We start from the raw sequence: 17,793 nt of genomic DNA, 5'->3' as shown, positions 1-17,793 counted from the left end.
GGGGCTACTAACTTTAAAACTGGAACAACGCATATCCATTTGCGGCAATTTTCGCTGTCAAATCATCGCTATCAGCAGCATATTCTTCTCCAGTGTATATGTTCGTGATTTTCTTGCCTTTTAAATGAAACGGCAGGTGGTAACTTGCTTCTTCATCGCTAATATTCACGACAACCAAAATGGTTGTTTCGCCGTTTGATTTCGTATAAGCAATGCAGCTTTCATGGGAATCCGATGAAAGGAAATGAAGTTCCCCCTCATTCGCCAGCAGCGGATATTCCTTGCGAAGGCGGATCATCTTCTGAACATGCTCAAACATATTCTTGTTCTGATCTTCTTCCTTCCACTTCATGCATTCTCGGCAGCCTGGATCCTGCGGGCCGCTCATCCCAATTTCATCGCCATAATAGATACAAGGTGTACCAATATAAGAAAGCAGGATCGTGAAAATCTGTTTAAGCTTATCTTCGTCTCCGCTACATTCCGTCAGGATTCTTGGTGTATCATGGCTACCAATCAGGTTGAAGGCGACTTCATTTACGTTTTTCGGATACATATGGTTGACCGTTGTCATGTTTTCCATGAACTCTTGTACCGAAATAGCTCCGCGGGCAAACAAGTTTAAGATATTCGTAGTGAACGGATAGTTCATGACAGCGTCGAATTGGTCGCCGCGCAGCCACGGCATCGAGTCATGCCAGATCTCCCCAAGAATATAGAGATCAGGTTTGATTGCTTTCACTTCAGAACGGAATTTTCTCCAGAAGGCATGGTCGACTTCATTCGCTACATCAAGTCTCCAGCCATCAATATCGAATTCACGTACCCAGTAGCGTCCCACTTCCAAAAGGTATTCCATCACCTCCGGATTTTCCGTGTTCAGCTTTGGCATCGATTTTTCAAAAGCAAATGTCTCATAGTTTGGCTTTGGCTCCATTACGAGCGGAAATTCTTTCGTGTGGAACCAATTTTTATAAGGAGACGCTTCCCCTTGTTCCAGAACATCCTGGAACTGCGGAAAATAGAAGCCGCTATGGTTGAACACTGCATCAAGCATGACTTTGATTCCATGCTCATGGCAAACCTGGATCAGCCGTTTAAGTGTTTCCTTATTCCCAAATTGCGGGTCGATTTCCATATAATCGATTGTATCGTATTTATGGTTGGAATAAGCCTTGAAAATCGGTGTAAAATAAATACCGGTAATCCCAAGGTTAACCAGGTAATCGATATTCTGGATTACACCTTGGAGGTCCCCGCCAAAAAAGTTATCTCTCTCAGGTGGTGCGCTTCCCCATGGCAAAGTACCTTCAGGATCATTAGCAGAATCGCCATTTCCAAAGCGCTCTGGGAAGATCTGATACCAGACTGTATCCTTCACCCAGCCAGGAGCACGAAATACGTCAATATTATTGATGTAAGGGATAGCAAAATAGTATCCTGTATCGTCTAACGGCGGTTGGTCGTAAAAACCTTTTTCCGTCAGACAGGCTGTTTCAATACCATCATTCAATAGGAATCCATAACGCAATCTTTTATGAGGCGGTTTAATCGAGACAAACCAATAATCGAATAACTGGTCCGCACCGCTTTTCCTCATTGGAACGGTATTTGTTGTCCATTTTCCATCGTGCCAGTCATAAGGATCACCATTCAAAAGAGAAACTTCTTTTATGTCATGCTTTTTTGTTCTAATGCGAATATGTAGCTCTTCATTCGTGCAAGCGTATGCATCATTGTCTCCAGGACGGTGGGAAATCGCTTCTTTTAACAAGGAGGAAACCATTCCTTTCATTATCAAATACGATCAATGTCAGATTAAAACAAGGGTAGACCACCTATTTAGAAATGTCAAATAAAAATAGCCGATTTACAAAAAAATAAAAATTTATTGGCTATAAGTAAAAAAAATAGTTGTCAAAAGGATTTTAGTCTTTATAATAATAAGTAGGTTGTGCAATCGTTTTCATAGAATTGCGGACGGGATTACAAACGTTTGCACAGATTAGAAAACATCATGCACAATTAAAAAAGTAAGGAAACAATTTTAGGAGGGAAATACAATGAAAAAAGGATGGTCAATTTTCATGATGCTGGTCTTAATGATCGGGGCACTTGCGGCTTGTGGACCTAAAGAAGAAAACCCGGTTTCAAACGACACGGGCAAGAAAACAGAAGATGCTTCTAAACCAGAGAAGCTGGTAGTTTGGGAAGACAAAGATAAATCAGGCTGGTTAGAAAAAGTAGCTGCTGATTTCGAAAAAGAAAACGGTATCAAAATCGAGGTTAAAGAAGTAGAAATGGCTACAAAAATGAAAGAGCAATTACGTCTTGACGGCCCAGCTGGCACCGGTCCAGACATTATCACACTTCCGCATGACCAAATCGGTGAGCTTGCAGTTCAAGGACATATTGCTGAACTAAATGTAAGCGATGACGTAAAGGCAACTTTCTCTGAATCTTCTATCGCTGCCCAATCTTTCGACGGTAAATTATACGGACTTCCAAAGTCTGCGGAAACTCCAGTTTTTATCTATAACAAAGCTCTTATGACTGAAGTTCCTGCAACTATGGAAGATCTATATGCATTCGCAAAAGCAAACACGAAAGACGGCAAATACGGTTTCCTTGCACTTTGGGATAACTTCTACTTTGCACACGCTCCAATCGCTGGCAACGGCGGATATGTATTTGGGGAAAAAGACGGCACTCTTAACCCTCAAGATCTGGGTTTGAACAACGAAGGTGCTGTAAAAGGTACAGAGTACATTCAGAAGTGGTATGCTGAAAAGCTATTCCCTAATGGAATTATCGGTGAAAATGGCGGATCTGCTATGGATGGACTTTTCAACGAAGGGAAAGTAGCGTCTGTTATGAACGGACCATGGGCATTTGGTGGCATGAAAGATGCTGGCATCGAATTCGGTGCAGCTCCATTCCCTAAATTTGCAGATGGCACACCAATGAAGACTTTTATGGGTGTGAAAGGATGGCATGTTTCTTCTTACTCAAAGAACCAGGAATGGGCTACAAAATTCCTCGAGTTCATTACAAACGACGAAAACGCTAAGTACCGTTTCGAGCAAACTGCTGAAGTTCCAACTAACGTAGCTTTAGTTGACGATCCAGCAATCGCTGAAAATGAAGGTGCTAAAGCTGTTGCACTTCAAACACAAGACGCAGTTCCAATGCCGAACATTCCTGAAATGGGTGAAGTTTGGGCACCAATGGCCAGCGCCTTGCAAACTGTTGTAACAGGCAAAGCGGAGCCGCAAGCAGCTCTAGATTCAGCAGTTAAGCAAATAGAACAGAACATCCAGCAAAACCACTCGAAATAAAGCAATCTATCATAGAACAGTACATCCATTGAGGAGGTACTGTTCTATTAAGATAAAGCCATAAAGTTGTCGCCTTCTTGAAACAGAAAAAAAGTCTTTTATGGAGCAAACGGTTGCGCTAAAATAAGAGTAAGCCAATCAGGTGCTTCCTGAGAGGGAAAACAAAAGCTTTCGGTATAATACAGAAACAGTATGAAAGATAATGTATTCGTTCTCATAAAGCATCTGATGCTTTTAAACAAGGCTGATTTTGCTAGATTGGTTGTCACAGCGAGGGCTTGTCCTCGATGATCAAGCATCAGCATTGTTTTCGAAAATCGCCTTATCAATTATATAGAAAGAGAAAGGGGAATAGGGATGAAAGCGAAGTCCTATCAAACCAACCACCGCAAAATAGCAACAGCCCTTTCAATGATTCCTGGGCTAGGTCAGCTATACAACAAACAATATTTAAAAGGGACCGCATTTTTAGTTTTAACCGGTGCATTCTTCGGAGTGTTCAAAGACTTGCTAAACATGGGGTTATGGGGCCTGTTTACCCTCGGAGAGCAAACGCCTCGTGACCACTCCATCTTCTTGTTGGTGGAAGGAATCCTGGCATTGATTGTCCTGATTTTTGGAATTGGTTTTTATCTTTTCAGCTTAAATGATGCCTATAAGAATGGCTTAAAAAGAGACACGGGGGAGCGTCTTAGCACGGTTAAGGAGCAATACAATAATTTAATTGATAATGGGTTCCCATATTTGATCATGTCACCTGGATTCCTGCTATTAATTTTCGTTGTTGTGTTCCCGATCATTTTCGTAGTCTTGCTCGCATTTACAAACTATGATCTGTATCATTCGCCGCCTGCGAAACTGGTTGACTGGGTCGGACTGAAAAACTTTTTTGATTTGTTCCAATTGGAATCCTGGCGTCAGACATTCTTCTCCGTTCTTTCATGGACGATCATTTGGACATTCGTCGCAACAACTTTCCAGGTTGCCCTAGGAATGTTTCTGGCGATTCTTGTCAACCAGAAGGACGTTAAAGGAAAGGCAATCATCCGTACCGTATTCATTCTTCCTTGGGCTGTACCTGCTTTCGTATCAATTCTTGTATTTGCTGGTATGTTCAACGAATCATTCGGTGCGATTAACCGGGACATCCTCGGCTTTTTTGGAATCGCTAATATTCCATGGATGACTGAAGCAGTGTATACGAAAATCGCATTGATTATGATTCAGACATGGCTTGGATTCCCGTTCATTTTCGCGATGGTAACAGGGGTCCTTCAATCCATCCCGGAAGAGTTGTACGAAGCAGCAACTGTCGATGGTGCAACAACTTTTCAGAAATTAAAGAACATCACTTTGCCGCTTGTGCTTTTCGCAACTGCGCCCATTTTGATTACACAATACACGTTTAATTTTAATAATTTTAATATCATTTATCTCTTTAACGGCGGTGGGCCAGCAATGCCAGGCGCAAATGCCGGCGGTACAGATATCCTGATTTCGTGGATTTACAGCTTAACGATGACGTCCGCACAGTACTCTAAAGCTGCCGCCATTACCATGCTTCTTTCCTTGATCGTTATCGGAGTAGCTTTATGGCAGTTCAAGAGAACGAAATCATTCCAAGAAGAGGATATGATGTAATATGAGTATCAAAGGACAGAAATACCTCAGACTGACAGGAACGTATCTGATTATTATCGTTATGTTTGCAATTATTTTTTACCCGCTGCTATGGATAGTCGGTTCATCTTTCAATCCAGGTCAGAGCTTGTCCGGTTCAAGCATCATCCCCAAGAATGCTACACTTGATCACTATAAGGAACTGTTCGACACAAACCAGAGCGCTTACTTATTGTGGTACTGGAATTCATTGAAGATAAGTGTTCTGACCATGGTGTTTACTGTCATCCTTGTCAGCTTTACAGCGTATTCTTTTTCACGCTATCGTTTCATTGGACGTAAAAATAGCTTAATGACATTCCTGATCCTGCAAATGATTCCAAACTTCGCAGCCTTGATCGCGATTTTCATCCTTGCATTATTGACTGGCTTGCTTGATACTCATCTAGGTTTGATCCTTGTATATGTGGGAGGCGCAATCCCAATGAATACATGGTTGATGAAGGGCTATCTCGATACAATACCGAAAGAACTTGATGAATCAGCTAAAATGGATGGTGCTGGCCACTTAAGAATCTTTTTCCAGATTGTTATGCCGCTTGCAACACCGATCATCGCGGTTGTAGCATTGTTCGCGTTCATTGCTCCATTCGGTGATTTCATCCTTGCGAGAGTCCTTTTAAGGTCAGAAGAAAAATACACGCTTGCGGTAGGTTTATATGATTTGGTCGCCAAGCAGTTTGGTGCAGAATTCACGACGTTTGCTGCTGGTGCAGTATTAATTGCGGTACCGATTGCCATCCTGTTCCTGTCTTTCCAAAAATACTTTGTTTCTGGTTTGACGGCAGGAGGAACAAAAGGATAATCTATTAGGGCAGAACATGTTAAGCAAAGGCCATTTTTTGGCCTTTGCTTAAATTATGAGGGGGACCGAGGATGAAAAAAAACATCATCTTCATCTTGATTCCGTTCCTTCTGTTTAGCGCTCTCCCAGTAGGTGCAGCGGAAAAAGAAGGACGCAAATGGCAGGATGAAACAATTTACTTTTTAATGGTGGACCGTTTTAACAACGGTGACAATAGCAATGACTTCGAGATAAATGCAAATGATCCAAAGGCCTATCATGGCGGCGATTTCCAAGGTATCATCGATCAGCTGGATTATATAAAGGGCATGGGGTTTAGCGCAATCTGGATGACACCGGTGTTCGATAATGCCGACAAAGGCTACCATGGCTATTGGATTAAAGATTTTTATCAAACAGAGGAACATTTTGGGAGCTTAGACGAATTCAAACAGCTTGTAAAGGAAGCGCATAAAAGGGATCTAAAAATCATTCTTGATTTTGTCGTTAATCATGTTGCTCCTGATCATGAGTGGGTGAACGATCCAGCTAGGCAGGACTGGTTCCATGAAAAGCAGGAGATCCTGGACTGGAATGATCAGGCTCAGCTTGAAAATAACTGGATTTATGGCCTGCCTGATTTAGCACAAGAAAATCCAGAAACACGGAAGTACTTGCTGGATGCTGCAAAATGGTGGATAGAAGAAACAAATATTGACGGTTACAGGCTTGATACGGTCCGCCATGTACCGGTTGAGTTTTGGTCCGATTTTTCAAAAAAAGTGAAAAGTGTCAAAGACGACTTTTATTTGATTGGCGAGGTATGGTCGGAGGATCCTAATTATATTGCTGATTATGATAAGGCGGGAATCGATGGTTTTGTTGATTTTCCATTGAATGAGCAGCTGCGCACTGCATTCGAAAAACCAGATCAGACTTTGGACTGGCTTTTCACAACGGCGGAGAGAAATAAAGCAACTTACGAGAACCCAGAATTAATGGGGAATTTTATCGACAATCACGATATGGTCAGATTTACGAGAAAAGCAGTCCAGAACGGACAGCATCCAGGAACGAGATGGAAAATGGCGCTGACCTATATGTATACGGCTCCCGGCATTCCAATTGTATATTATGGTAGTGAAATTGCGCTCGATGGAGGGGAAGACCCGGATAACCGAAGGCAGATGAGCTTCAGAGCGGATAAAGAATTGATCGAATATGTCACAAAACTTGGGGAACTGCGAAGTGACCTTCCATCTTTAAGAAGAGGAGATCTGGAAGTTCTTTACGAAAAGCAGGGAATGGCCGTTTTCAAGCGCAGCTATCAAGAGGAGACTGCGGTGATTGCGATCAATAATACTTCCAATACTCAGCAAGTCACTTTGACTTCCGAGCAGATTGAGGATAAAAAGGAATTGCGCGGTTTGCTCGCAGATGACCTAGTCAGGAGCAACGATGGGAAATACAATCTGGCACTCGCACGGGAGAGTGCGGAAATTTATGTTCTCGCAGAAAAAACCGGGTTGAATATTCCTTATTTAGTGGCAATGGGTGCTGTGTATGCTGCCTTCTTCGGCTTTATTTTCCTGCTTTTAAAAAGAAGGAAAAAGAGGAACGAATAGCAAAAATTCATCGCTACTAGAAAATTCAGCAAAAAAACTGGACAAATCATTTATAATGATTACAATGGATTGTTCAGGTAGAAGGGTGGGAATTAAATGGCTGTTACTATAAAAGATGTCGCGAAGATTGCAAATGTCGCGCCTTCCACTGTCTCTCGTGTTATCGCCAATAGTTCCAGGATCAGCGAAAAAACGAAGAAAAGAGTCAGGGAGGTTATGGACGAGCTTGGGTATCACCCGAATTTTATCGCCCGAAGCCTTGCTAGCCATTCAACGAGGGCAATCGGGCTTGTCATGCCGAGCTCCAGTGACGCTGTCTTTCAGAACCCGTTTTTCCCAACTGTTTTGACAGGATTGAGCGAGGGGGCACATGCTAAACAATACGCCCTCCACATGACAACTGGGAAGACAGACGATGAAATCTATGACGGTGTTGTCGCGATGGTCCAAGGCGGCAGAGTGGATGGGGTAGTTCTTTTGTACTCAAAGGTAGAAGACCGGGTCATCTCCTATTTGAAAAAACGAGATTTTCCGTTTTTTGTCATCGGTAAGCCGTTTAAAGATGATGAAAATATAAATTATGTTGATAATGATAATTTCAAGGCTGGAAAAGAAGTGACAGAACATTTAATTCAGCTTGGCCATGATCGAATTGCCTTCATCGGAGGGAACCTCGATCTTGTTGTGACGGTAGAGCGTATAGAAGGATACGAGAAAGCACTGAGGAACTCAGGAATCAAGTTAGTAGACGAATACATCATCAATGATGAATTCCTGCAGGAAAGCGGGCAGGATGCTGTTGAAGTGCTGCTGTCACTAGATCAACCACCTTCCGCTTTAGTCGTCGCCGATGACTTGATGGCATTGGGTGTTTTAAATAAGCTTGATGAAATGGGGATTGAGGTACCAAAAGATATCTCGATTGTGAGTTTCAATAACGTCTTGATTGCCGAGATGGCAAGGCCGCCGCTGACTTCTGTTAATATTAATATTTTCGACCTTGGATTCCAGGCAGCCAAGAACTTGATTCAAAAAATTGAGAACCCAGAAGAGCCAATCAAGCGAATTATCGTTCCATTTAACATCGTGACAAGGTATTCATGCGATCGTCCAAAAGAGTCCCTTGTTTAAAAGGGAAAGAGGCAAAGCGCTGCTTCGCCTCTTCCTTTTACCCATTTACAATCGTTCCCCCGTTCACATGGATCGTCTGTCCGCTTACATAACTGGAATCATCGCTTGCAAGATAGACGTATGCCGGTGCTAGTTCAAACGGTTGTCCAGCTCGGCCCATTGGGGAATTTGTTCCAAATTTCGCTACTTCTTCTGCAGTGAATGTTGATGGGATCAGCGGTGTCCAGATCGGACCTGGTGCCACGCTATTAACTCGGATGCCTTGCGATGCAAGAGACATAGCAAGGGAACGCGTAAACGAAACGATTGCCCCTTTTGTTGACGAGTAATCTATCAGCTTCTCATTGCCCTGATAGGCTGTTATCGAAGAAGTGTTCATGATCGAGCTTCCTTTTTTAAGATGAGGTAGAACGGCCTTTGTCAAATGGAAAATCGAGTAGACATTCGTGCGGAACGTTTTTTCTAGCTGCTGGGCAGAGATGTCAAGCAAACTCTTTTGCGGATGCTGTTCTGCCGCGTTATTGACTAGGATGTCAATCTTGCCGAACGCATCAATTGTTTTTCTGACAGCTTCCTCGCAGAACCGTTCACTGCCAACATCTCCGGACAGCAACAGACATTTTCTGCCTTCAGCCTCAATGAGCTCCTTCGTCGTTTTAGCATCAATGCTTTCCTCAAGATAGATAATGGCTACATCTGCACCTTCTTTTGCATAATAAATCGCTACTGATTTGCCAATCCCACTATCTCCTCCAGTGATCAATGCCACCTTGCCAGATAATTTCCCGGAGCCTTTATACTGTTCATCTACCGATTTCGGTTCAGGATTCATCTCCGGCTCCGTTCCAGGCTGATGATCCTGATGCTGAGGCGGAAAACCCTGTTTATTCTTCTCATTCGTCATAGAACAAATCACTCCTTATAAATTTGATTCACCCCTTATTAAATTCCATTAAAAACCAGAAAAAAAACATGGAAAAATCTTCTCAATAAAAATGGCCCCTTTTTATGGCCGTTTGGAAAAAACGGAAACAGGTTTACCTATTTAGGGTGATCCAATGACCAAAATTATATTAATAAGGGAATTAACTAGGGTCTTTCCGCATGAAGATGTCCTTATAGAGGGGAAATGCTTGCATAAGGGTATCTTTCCACATGAGAGATGCCCTTATAGAGTTCGAACTGCCTGCATAAGGGTATCTTTCCGCATGAAAGATGCCCTTATGGTTATTTTAGTAAAAAAACACGAACTTTTGGATTTATTTAAAGACAAATAATAATTTTGCGCTCTGTTGATTGGAACGGAAGACACCTGACGCCCCGCGGAATGCGAGTGTCTTCCGTTCCAATCAACAGCCCCGATTATCAGCCAAAACCAAAAAAGAACCGGGCACAGTTTGCCCGGTTCTTTTTACTGAAGTTTATTTATTTTTAAAGATGGAGTACGTTTTGTAACCGCCTGTCAGATTCTTGACTTCGAATCCGTTTTGTTGAAGGATTCGGGATGCAAGATAGCCACGAAGCCCAACCTGACAAGTAATGAGAATTGTTTCGTCTTTCGGAAGCTCGTTAAGACGACTGCGCAGGTCATCGAGCGGTATGTTTTTTGACCCTTCGATTTTGCCATCAGCAAACTCATCCTCTGTACGAACGTCAATCATGAACGCACCATCAGCGAGCAATTCATCAACCTCATAGTGCTGAACTGTTTCAATTGTTCCATCCACAATATTGGAAGCAACATAGCCTGCCATGTTTACTGGATCTTTTGCGGAAGAGAATGGCGGTGCATAAGCAAGCTCTAGCTCTTGAAGGTCATAGACATTCAAGCCGCCTTTGATTGCAGTTGCGATGACATCAATTCGTTTATCGACACCATCTTTCCCGACAGCCTGAGCACCGAAAATTTTGCCTGTTTTCTTGTCGAAAATTAATTTTAGTGAGATCTGCTCTGCACCAGGGTAATAGCCGGCATGTGACAGCGGGTGAATATGGACCACTTCATAAGGAATACCGAGTCTGCGCAATAGTTTTTCACTGTTGCCAGTCGTTGCAGCTGTCAATTCGAATACCTTCACGATCGAAGTACCAAGCGTTCCTGGGTAGGCAATTTTCCGTCCATTAATATGATGTCCAACAATATGTGCCTGGCGGTTTGCAGGCCAAGCGAGCGGAATCATAGTTGGCTGACCATTGATGTAGTCGGTCACTTCGATTGCGTCTCCCATTGCATAGATAGCTTCATCAGATGTCTGCAAGTATTCATTTACCTTGATCCCGCCGCGTTCGCCAAGCTCAAGGCCTGAATCAGCTGCTAGTTTGTTTTCCGGACGTACCCCAATTGACAAGATGATCAATTCAGCTTCCAGAACCTTTCCGCTTTCAAGGACGACCTTTGTGCCATTGTCCTGGACATCTGTGATTCCATCTCCAAGAATTAGCTCAATTCCATTTCTTCTTAGCTCGTCTTCCACAATTGCCGCCATTTCAGGATCAACTGGCCCCATTACCTGTGGCAATTTCTCTACAAGAGTGACATTTATTCCAGTGTGGACAAGATTTTCAGCCATTTCAAGACCGATGAAGCCGCCGCCGATCACAACAGCATTTTTCGGTTGGTTCCCTTCGATATATTCCTTGATCTTATCCATATCCGGAATATTTCTAAGTGTAAATACATTTGTGCTCTTCAGCCCTTCGATTGGAGGGACGATCGGCTTTGCTCCTGGTGATAAAACAAGAACGTCATAGCTTTCAGTATATTCTTCCCCTGTCTGGACATGTTTGATTGAAACGGTTTTTTCTTCCCGGTTGATGGCAGTTACTTCTGAGAAGTTACGGATATCAAGATTGTAGCGTGCGTTCATGCCCTCAACAGTTTGAAGAAGCAGTTTTTGGCGGTCTTCGATTACCCCGCTGATATGATATGGCAACCCGCAGTTAGCGAAAGAAATAAATTCTCCTCTTTCAAAAAGTACGATTTCAGCTTTTTCATCAAGTCTTCTTAATTTGGTTGCTGTAGTTGCTCCACCAGCAACGCCGCCTACGATTACGACTTTTTTACTCATTGTAGTGATCATCCTTTCAGTCGAAAAAATATGTTTTATACCCATACTGGTATATTACCTCTGGAATAGGGGAAAACCAATATAACTTTGTGAATGATTTGTGAAAGTTTCTACAAACATCCATTCCAGACAGATAAATAAATATACCAACATAATATACATTCATTTTACCGTGTAAATAGGGGAATATCGTAGGCGGTTTATGAACCATTCATGAACCATAGGAAATAATGCCATTTTAGAATACTTTCAAGAAAACCATGCATAGTTAGTATTGCCGTGTTCAATTTGATCATTCTTATAATACTTTTTAGGCGCTTTCGCTTTTGGGTACATTATAGTAAAATATAGCAGTTCAAACAATTTCCCGTAATTCGGAAAAGCTGTACTAACAAGGCAGGAGGGAATGTTTATATGTCCTTGAATGAATATACAGGTCAGACAATAGAATTGACCGTAGTAAGAATCGTCGATTTCGGCTACTTTTTATCAGATGGCGAAGAAGATGTCCTGCTCCACTCTAATGATACGGACCGGAACTTTGAAGAAGGAGACAAGGTTGAAGTGTTCCTGTTTGTGGAATCAAGGGGCAGGCTGGCAGCAACAACCACGATTCCTAAAGTGCAAGTGGGGCAATATGAGTGGGTTTCGGTTGTCGATGTAAAGGATGGACTCGGAGTATTTCTGGATATAGGCATCACTAAGGATATTCTGCTCGGTGAAGAAGACTTGCCTGTTGTCAAGGCGGTTTGGCCACAAAAAGGAGACTTGCTGTATATTACTCTCAGGGTGAATCGCAATAATATGATTTACGCTCGGATGGCGACAGATCCTGTCATTCAGGAAATTTCTGTTGCAGCAGATAGGAGTGCATTCAACAAAAATGTTCATGGCTACGTTTACCGTACAGCAAGAGTTGGCAGTTGGATGATCACTGCAGAAGGGTTCAAAGGGTTTATTCATGAATCACAACGTCGCACCGAGCCGCGAATAGGCGAAAAAGTGGAAGGACGGATCATTGATGTGAAGCCGGATGGTTCTGTCAATATCTCGATACTCCCTCGAAAGCAAGAGGCACTGGATGAGGATGCAGAGAAAATCATGGCATACCTCGATCAGCGGAATGGAGCAATGCCATACCATGACAAAAGCATGGCTGAGGATATCCAGGAACGCTTCGGCATGAGCAAAGGCTCATTCAAACGCGCATTGGGCAGACTGATGAAAGAAGACAAGGTTTATCAAGAAGACAATTGGACATATAAAAAAGAAAAATAGAGCCAACTGGCTCTATTTTTTTACAGATGATCTGTTTTCTTTGAATATTGATTTTTGCCTGCTTTACGATTTTTTTCACGCATCATATTTTTTTCATGGCGAAGGGCATTGTTGTCCTTTGCTTTTTTATCGTTATCAGATGTATGCGGCATTCAAAAAACTCCTTTCCGGTTAGGTGCATTTTATTTTCCCATAACCTTAGGAGGAGTATGTAAGTTAAGATGGCTGTTTATTTAAAAAGAAAATTGCAATGGTGCCTGGACCAGTATGGGACCCTATAGCGGCACCAATCGAAGTGATATAGACATCCTTTGCATGAAGTTCCCTTAGAATCATATCCTTCATTTCTGTTGCAGTTTCGAGATCGTCCGCATGGCTGATGCCAACTATCTGCTCTTCTAGTTTCTCGCCGCGCTCCCTCATTACTTCGATTATTCTGCGTAGGAGCTTCTTCTTACCGCGAATTTTTTCAATAGGGATTAGTTTGCCATCTTCCACATTCAGGAGAGGCTTAATGTTCAGTAGCCCGCCAACGAATGCGGAAGCCTTGGAAACACGTCCACCTTTAGCCAGGTGGTCAAGATCGTCGACGGAAAATAAATGTTCCATATGTTTGCTTAGGAATTGCACAGTCTGAACAATTTCCTCCTTAGAACGATTCTCTTTTGCCATGCGGACAGCTTCCATGACGACAAGTCCTTGTCCAAGAGAAGCGCATTTTGTATCAATCACAGCTACATTCAAATCGGGATAGTCCTCTTTGACCTGCTCGGCAGTCATGAAAGCGGTCTGATAGATTCCGGACAATTCAGAAGAAAAGGCAATATAAATACCTTCCTCTTTATTCTCGGCTAATTCGGTAAAAACCTTTTTAAAACCAGCAGGAGAAGCCTGAGAGGTTTTAGGGAGATTGCCAGCACGAATGGCATCATACACCTGCTTTGGCTCAATTGTTTTTACATCTTCGTATTCCATCCCATCAATATGGACTTTTAACGGGAATAAAATAGTGCCATTTTCTTCATAAAAATCCAATGGCAAATCACATGCACTGTCAGTCATTATTTTTACTGACATTTCTTACACCTGCTTTCGACCTTATATGTTAATAGTTTATCGGGAATATCGGAAAAAGACAATTAAATATAGTGATTTTCGGCAAAATAGGGGTACAGGATGAATAGAAAAGAATAAGGGGGATTTACATGGTCTGGTTGGAAACAAAAAAAATCATCATCGTAGTGATCGGAGCACTCTTAAATGCTTTGTCATTGAATTTCTTTTTAATCCCGGCAAATGTTTATGCAAGTGGTTTTACCGGAATAGCACAGCTCGTTTCAAGCATTCTCGGTGAATTTGCGCCTTTTACCATTTCCACCGGGATTCTTCTTTTGATTTTAAATATTCCAGTCACCATCCTTAGCTGGAAGAAAGTCGGGAAATCATTTACCATCTATAGTTTCATTTCTGTATTGCTTTCATCCTTCTTTCTTGAAATCCTGCCGGTAAAAGAAGTATCGACTGATATCCTTCTGAATGCTGTTTTTGGAGGAGTCATTGCTGCACTTGGCGTTGGCTTGACTTTGAAATGGGGGGCGTCGACTGGCGGAATGGACATTATTGCTATGGTGCTGTCCCGGATGAAGGATCGCCCTGTCGGTACATATTTCTTTACATTGAACAGCATCATAATAATGACTGCGGGTTACATCTTCGGCTGGGAAAATGCGCTCTATACTCTTGTTGCTCTCTATGTTTCGACTCGGGTGATTGATGCGATCCATACCCGACATGAAAAATTAACGGCAATGATCGTGACCAAAAAATCAGATGAATTAAAGAAAGCCATCCATGACAAACTCGTCCGCGGGATTACCTTGCTACCAGCAAAAGGAGCATTCTCCGGCGAACCGAAAGAGATGCTGATCATTGTAATTACAAGGTATGAATTGTATGATCTTGAACGCATCATCAAGGAAGTCGATCCACAGGCATTCACTAATATAGTGGAGACAGCCGGAATTTTTGGGTTTTTTAGGCGTGAATAAATGTAGGAACGGAGGATGGAAATGAAGAAAAGCAGTTTGGGGATCATGTTGCTTTTGCTTGCTGTTGCTCCGGCATTGGCCATTGGGCAGGAGAAGCAGACACCAGAAAAATCGGAGTTTAGTTTTTCCATAGACCAAATAGCTGGTCCTGAGTTTGTCGAGTTTGAACTGACTCTGAAAAACCATGGGAATGGGGATTTGCTATTTGAATTTCCTACCTCGAAGAAATATGAAATCATCGTAATGGATGGAGAAAAGAAGAAAGTCTACCAATTCTCGGAGGATAAAGCTTTTGCTCAGGCGTTTGAAAAACTGGAGGTAAAGCCGCGCGAGACAATTAAATGGCGGGAAAGCTGGGATTATAACCAAGCAGGAATAAGGATCAAAGAAGGGGAATACTCGGTTAATGGACAGTTGGAAGCGATTAGTGTAAACGGAAAACCTGTTGAAAATAAACAGCAGTTGACCGATCAGAAGCAAATGTACATTCCAGGCGAAAATCCAGTTTTTAAAGGAATAAAAACCGCCGGAGAAAGTGGCTCCTACAAAATTTCAGGAGAAGCGAGACCAACCAGCGGAAAATTCTTTTATACAATCGAGGATGGCCACAATCAGCTGATTGCTGAAACTAAGGTTATTCAAAAATCTAAATACCCGAATTGGCATCCTTTTTCGCTTAAAGTTACGATACCAGAAAACAAGTTGCCGCAAAATGGATCCCTGATCCTAACTCTTTATGAGCGCAGTAAGGAGGGCAAAATCATTCACACCTATCCTGTCTTGCTCGAAAGATTTCCCAATAAATGATAGACAAAGCTCGGCAGGAATCCGCCGAGCTTTGTCTATTACTTATTTTCGAAGTGTATTCAGCTCGTCCTGAAATGACCTTAGCTGCTCTCTTTCGGCATTCGTTGTATTAGCATATGCAGAAGAAAGAGCATTTTCCGCTGTGCTGATGGCTGCAGATTGTTCTGCAGGCTTTGCAGTTTCAGCTAATTCGACAGCCTTTCTAGCTTCCTGAAAAAGCCTGTTTCCCATCTAAATCCCCCCTAAAGAGGACTCTCTCACATTCGCCATCTTTTGAGCCTCAGCCTCGGCATACGTGGTGTGGTAAGGGATTCTTTGAGAATGCTTGGAGACAGTATCTACCCCTTGCTGTACAAAACGCTTGGATTTATTGCTTTTACCCATCGTTTTCCCCTCCATCTACGAGCAGATTTGAAACAGTCCTTCATGGCTGCTTCCGTTATAGTATGTCCTTTTCGTGCAAAAACAATTAGGAAAAGTAGCTTTGTTCGGTTTAGCCACTTCTTGCAAAATTCTTCTATAGTGCTTTCAGGTTTAGCAGATCGTTCAAATACACAGCAATTCCGTCTTCTTCATTTGTAAGAGTCACTTCGTTCGCAATATTTTTCGCCTCAAGGACAGCATTGCCCATTGCAATTCCTCGTCCTGCATATTCCAGCATTTCTAAATCATTGTCTTCATCGCCAAATGCGATAATTCGCTCAGCAGGAATCTGGAAGTAATCAGCTGCCTTTTTCAAACCGACAGCTTTATTCAAACCATTTTTGATGATTTCGATAACATGATAAGGCGCAGCCCAGCTTCTATGTTCAATCACTTCCGCGTGGACATCAGAAAGGTGAGTGCGGATCTTGCGGACATATTCTTCATCTGAGTGGATAAGCATACTTGTCGGCGAGGCCGTCAGAAAGCGCCGTAAATCACCCGTCGTTATGTGAGGGTTTCCGATATTGAAGATGTCCAGCGATTTTTCATCATGATAATGAATGTAGACCTCGTCGATCACTTCAGCAATGATATTGTGGAATTTAAAATCGTCGAGCGCTTCGACAATGTCCATGGCAACATTGATGGATAGAGGAGAATGGTGAACACCCCAACTGTTGTCCAGCGGATGGTGGATGAACGCTCCATTGAAATTGACAATTGGTGAGTCGAGTTGCAGCTCATGGTAATACATTTCACTCGACCGGAATGGTCTTCCAGTCGCGATCATGACAATATGTCCTTCTTCCCGTGCTTTTCTAATAACCAGTTTGTTCCGTTCAGAAATCTTTTTATCATCGGTAAGCAAGGTACCATCCAGGTCTAAAGCAATTAAATGTTTTTCAGCCATAAAAACTCCTTCTTCTCTCTGTTTTTTTAATCTTATGCGTATGATTGGCTCTTTTTTCATAAGAGTTCTACAATACATATAGTGAATGGTGGTTTATTCCTTTCTATAACCACTATGGTATCCATTTTACAATTAATTTGTAAAAAAATCATATTCAATACATTAAAGTGCAGTAAAATTTAAGGTCGCTTTGCACAGTTGGAGGGTTTAACCGTGATTTTAGTTGAAAAAAAGCGTATTCAAGATATTCCTGTTCTTCAAATCGTAAAACAAAATCGATTTTCAGCTAGATTGCCTTTGATTGTTTTTCTCCATGGATTTACCAGCACAAAGGAACGAAACTTGCATTATGCTTATCTTTACGCTGAAAAAGGGTTCAGGGTACTGTTGCCCGAGGCAAAATACCATGGTACTCGCAGTTGGGATTTGTCAGAAACAGAACTTGGGCTTCGCTTTTGGGAAATCGTCATGACCTCCATTGAGGAGCTTTCCTTGCTTAAAGCAGAATTAGAGCAGCAAGGGCTCATAGATCCATTGAAAATTGGTGTTGCCGGAACATCGATGGGCGCCATTACGACGCTTGGTGCTATGGCTACATATGACTGGATCAAGGCAGGCGTGAGTTTAACGGATTTCCGAAAGAAGTCTCCCATCCTCAAGGAATGGGAAGGGCTAAAGCCCAATGAGTAGGTGGGAGA

At 42.4% G+C, this 17,793-nt stretch carries 17 protein-coding genes; 9 read left to right on the top strand and 8 right to left on the bottom strand.

Going from position 1 to position 17,793, the window contains the following annotated elements; genetic code table 11:
* Nucleotides 1-13 precede the first annotated feature (13 nt).
* Entirely contained in the window at nucleotides 14-1,774 is a 1,761-nt protein-coding gene (locus UB32_RS03890; protein WP_044391392.1) for an alpha-glycosidase, read from the bottom strand.
* Nucleotides 1,775-2,063: 289 nt separating this feature from the next.
* Between UB32_RS03890 and UB32_RS03885 the strand changes: the two genes are divergently transcribed.
* The 5 genes from UB32_RS03885 to UB32_RS03865 all read left to right on the top strand — a co-directional run bounded on the left by UB32_RS03885 (nucleotide 2,064) and on the right by UB32_RS03865 (nucleotide 8,558).
* On the top strand, nucleotides 2,064-3,338 hold the full coding sequence (locus UB32_RS03885) for an extracellular solute-binding protein (protein WP_044391359.1): 1,275 nt from the start codon (nucleotides 2,064-2,066) through the stop codon (nucleotides 3,336-3,338).
* A gap of 357 nt (nucleotides 3,339-3,695) precedes the next feature.
* Nucleotides 3,696-4,979: a carbohydrate ABC transporter permease gene (locus UB32_RS03880; protein WP_044391357.1), complete on the top strand. Its 1,284-nt coding sequence runs from the start codon at nucleotides 3,696-3,698 to the stop codon at nucleotides 4,977-4,979.
* Between the two features lies 1 nt (nucleotide 4,980).
* Nucleotides 4,981-5,823, top strand: coding sequence for a sugar ABC transporter permease (locus UB32_RS03875; RefSeq protein WP_044391355.1), 843 nt, complete (start codon nucleotides 4,981-4,983; stop codon nucleotides 5,821-5,823).
* Nucleotides 5,824-5,894: 71 nt separating this feature from the next.
* On the top strand, nucleotides 5,895-7,427 hold the full coding sequence (locus tag UB32_RS03870) for an alpha-amylase family glycosyl hydrolase (RefSeq protein ID WP_044391353.1): 1,533 nt from the start codon (nucleotides 5,895-5,897) through the stop codon (nucleotides 7,425-7,427).
* Between the two features lie 96 nt (nucleotides 7,428-7,523).
* Complete coding sequence (locus UB32_RS03865) at nucleotides 7,524-8,558, top strand: LacI family DNA-binding transcriptional regulator (protein WP_044391352.1); 1,035 nt, start codon at nucleotides 7,524-7,526, stop codon at nucleotides 8,556-8,558.
* 37 nt (nucleotides 8,559-8,595) lie between these two features.
* On the opposite strand, the gene UB32_RS03860 is transcribed toward UB32_RS03865, so the two are convergent.
* A complete protein-coding gene (locus UB32_RS03860; RefSeq protein WP_044391350.1) occupies nucleotides 8,596-9,462 on the bottom strand; it encodes an SDR family oxidoreductase in 867 nt (288 codons plus the stop codon).
* 517 nt (nucleotides 9,463-9,979) lie between these two features.
* The gene (locus tag UB32_RS03850; protein ID WP_044391346.1) at nucleotides 9,980-11,626 is read right to left on the bottom strand and encodes a CoA-disulfide reductase; all 1,647 of its coding nucleotides are present in this window, start codon (nucleotides 11,624-11,626) and stop codon (nucleotides 9,980-9,982) included.
* Nucleotides 11,627-12,040: 414 nt separating this feature from the next.
* Here UB32_RS03850 and UB32_RS03845 point away from each other — a divergent pair, with 414 nt between their 5' ends.
* A complete protein-coding gene (locus UB32_RS03845) occupies nucleotides 12,041-12,904 on the top strand; it encodes a CvfB family protein (protein ID WP_044391345.1) in 864 nt (287 codons plus the stop codon).
* Nucleotides 12,905-12,924: 20 nt separating this feature from the next.
* On the opposite strand, the gene UB32_RS19280 is transcribed toward UB32_RS03845, so the two are convergent.
* Complete coding sequence (locus UB32_RS19280) at nucleotides 12,925-13,056, bottom strand: DUF3941 domain-containing protein (protein ID WP_071976845.1); 132 nt, start codon at nucleotides 13,054-13,056, stop codon at nucleotides 12,925-12,927.
* A gap of 64 nt (nucleotides 13,057-13,120) precedes the next feature.
* Nucleotides 13,121-13,981 (bottom strand): DegV family protein, encoded by an 861-nt coding sequence (locus tag UB32_RS03840; protein WP_044391343.1) that lies wholly within the window; start codon nucleotides 13,979-13,981, stop codon nucleotides 13,121-13,123.
* 128 nt (nucleotides 13,982-14,109) lie between these two features.
* Here UB32_RS03840 and UB32_RS03835 point away from each other — a divergent pair, with 128 nt between their 5' ends.
* Nucleotides 14,110-14,952, top strand: a complete 843-nt coding sequence (locus tag UB32_RS03835) for a YitT family protein (RefSeq protein WP_044391342.1) — start codon at nucleotides 14,110-14,112, stop codon at nucleotides 14,950-14,952.
* A 21-nt stretch (nucleotides 14,953-14,973) separates the two neighbouring features.
* A complete protein-coding gene (locus UB32_RS03830; protein WP_052806944.1) occupies nucleotides 14,974-15,759 on the top strand; it encodes a BsuPI-related putative proteinase inhibitor in 786 nt (261 codons plus the stop codon).
* Between the two features lie 42 nt (nucleotides 15,760-15,801).
* On the opposite strand, the gene UB32_RS03825 is transcribed toward UB32_RS03830, so the two are convergent.
* The 3 genes from UB32_RS03825 to UB32_RS03820 all read right to left on the bottom strand — a co-directional run bounded on the left by UB32_RS03825 (nucleotide 15,802) and on the right by UB32_RS03820 (nucleotide 17,095).
* A complete protein-coding gene (locus UB32_RS03825; protein WP_044391340.1) occupies nucleotides 15,802-15,990 on the bottom strand; it encodes a DUF3813 domain-containing protein in 189 nt (62 codons plus the stop codon).
* Entirely contained in the window at nucleotides 15,991-16,143 is a 153-nt protein-coding gene (locus UB32_RS20155; protein WP_198528153.1) for a hypothetical protein, read from the bottom strand.
* 133 nt (nucleotides 16,144-16,276) lie between these two features.
* Complete coding sequence (locus UB32_RS03820) at nucleotides 16,277-17,095, bottom strand: Cof-type HAD-IIB family hydrolase (RefSeq protein WP_044391338.1); 819 nt, start codon at nucleotides 17,093-17,095, stop codon at nucleotides 16,277-16,279.
* A gap of 213 nt (nucleotides 17,096-17,308) precedes the next feature.
* Here UB32_RS03820 and UB32_RS03815 point away from each other — a divergent pair, with 213 nt between their 5' ends.
* On the top strand, nucleotides 17,309-17,785 hold the full coding sequence (locus UB32_RS03815) for a hypothetical protein (RefSeq protein ID WP_052806943.1): 477 nt from the start codon (nucleotides 17,309-17,311) through the stop codon (nucleotides 17,783-17,785).
* Nucleotides 17,786-17,793: the final 8 nt, after the last annotated feature.

It is taken from the genome of Mesobacillus subterraneus, assembly GCF_000934845.1.
GTDB classification, from domain to species: Bacteria; Bacillota; Bacilli; order Bacillales; family Cytobacillaceae; genus Mesobacillus; species Mesobacillus stamsii.
Note: the sequence above shows the minus strand (reverse complement) of the source record. Positions and strands in the feature narration are given on the sequence as shown.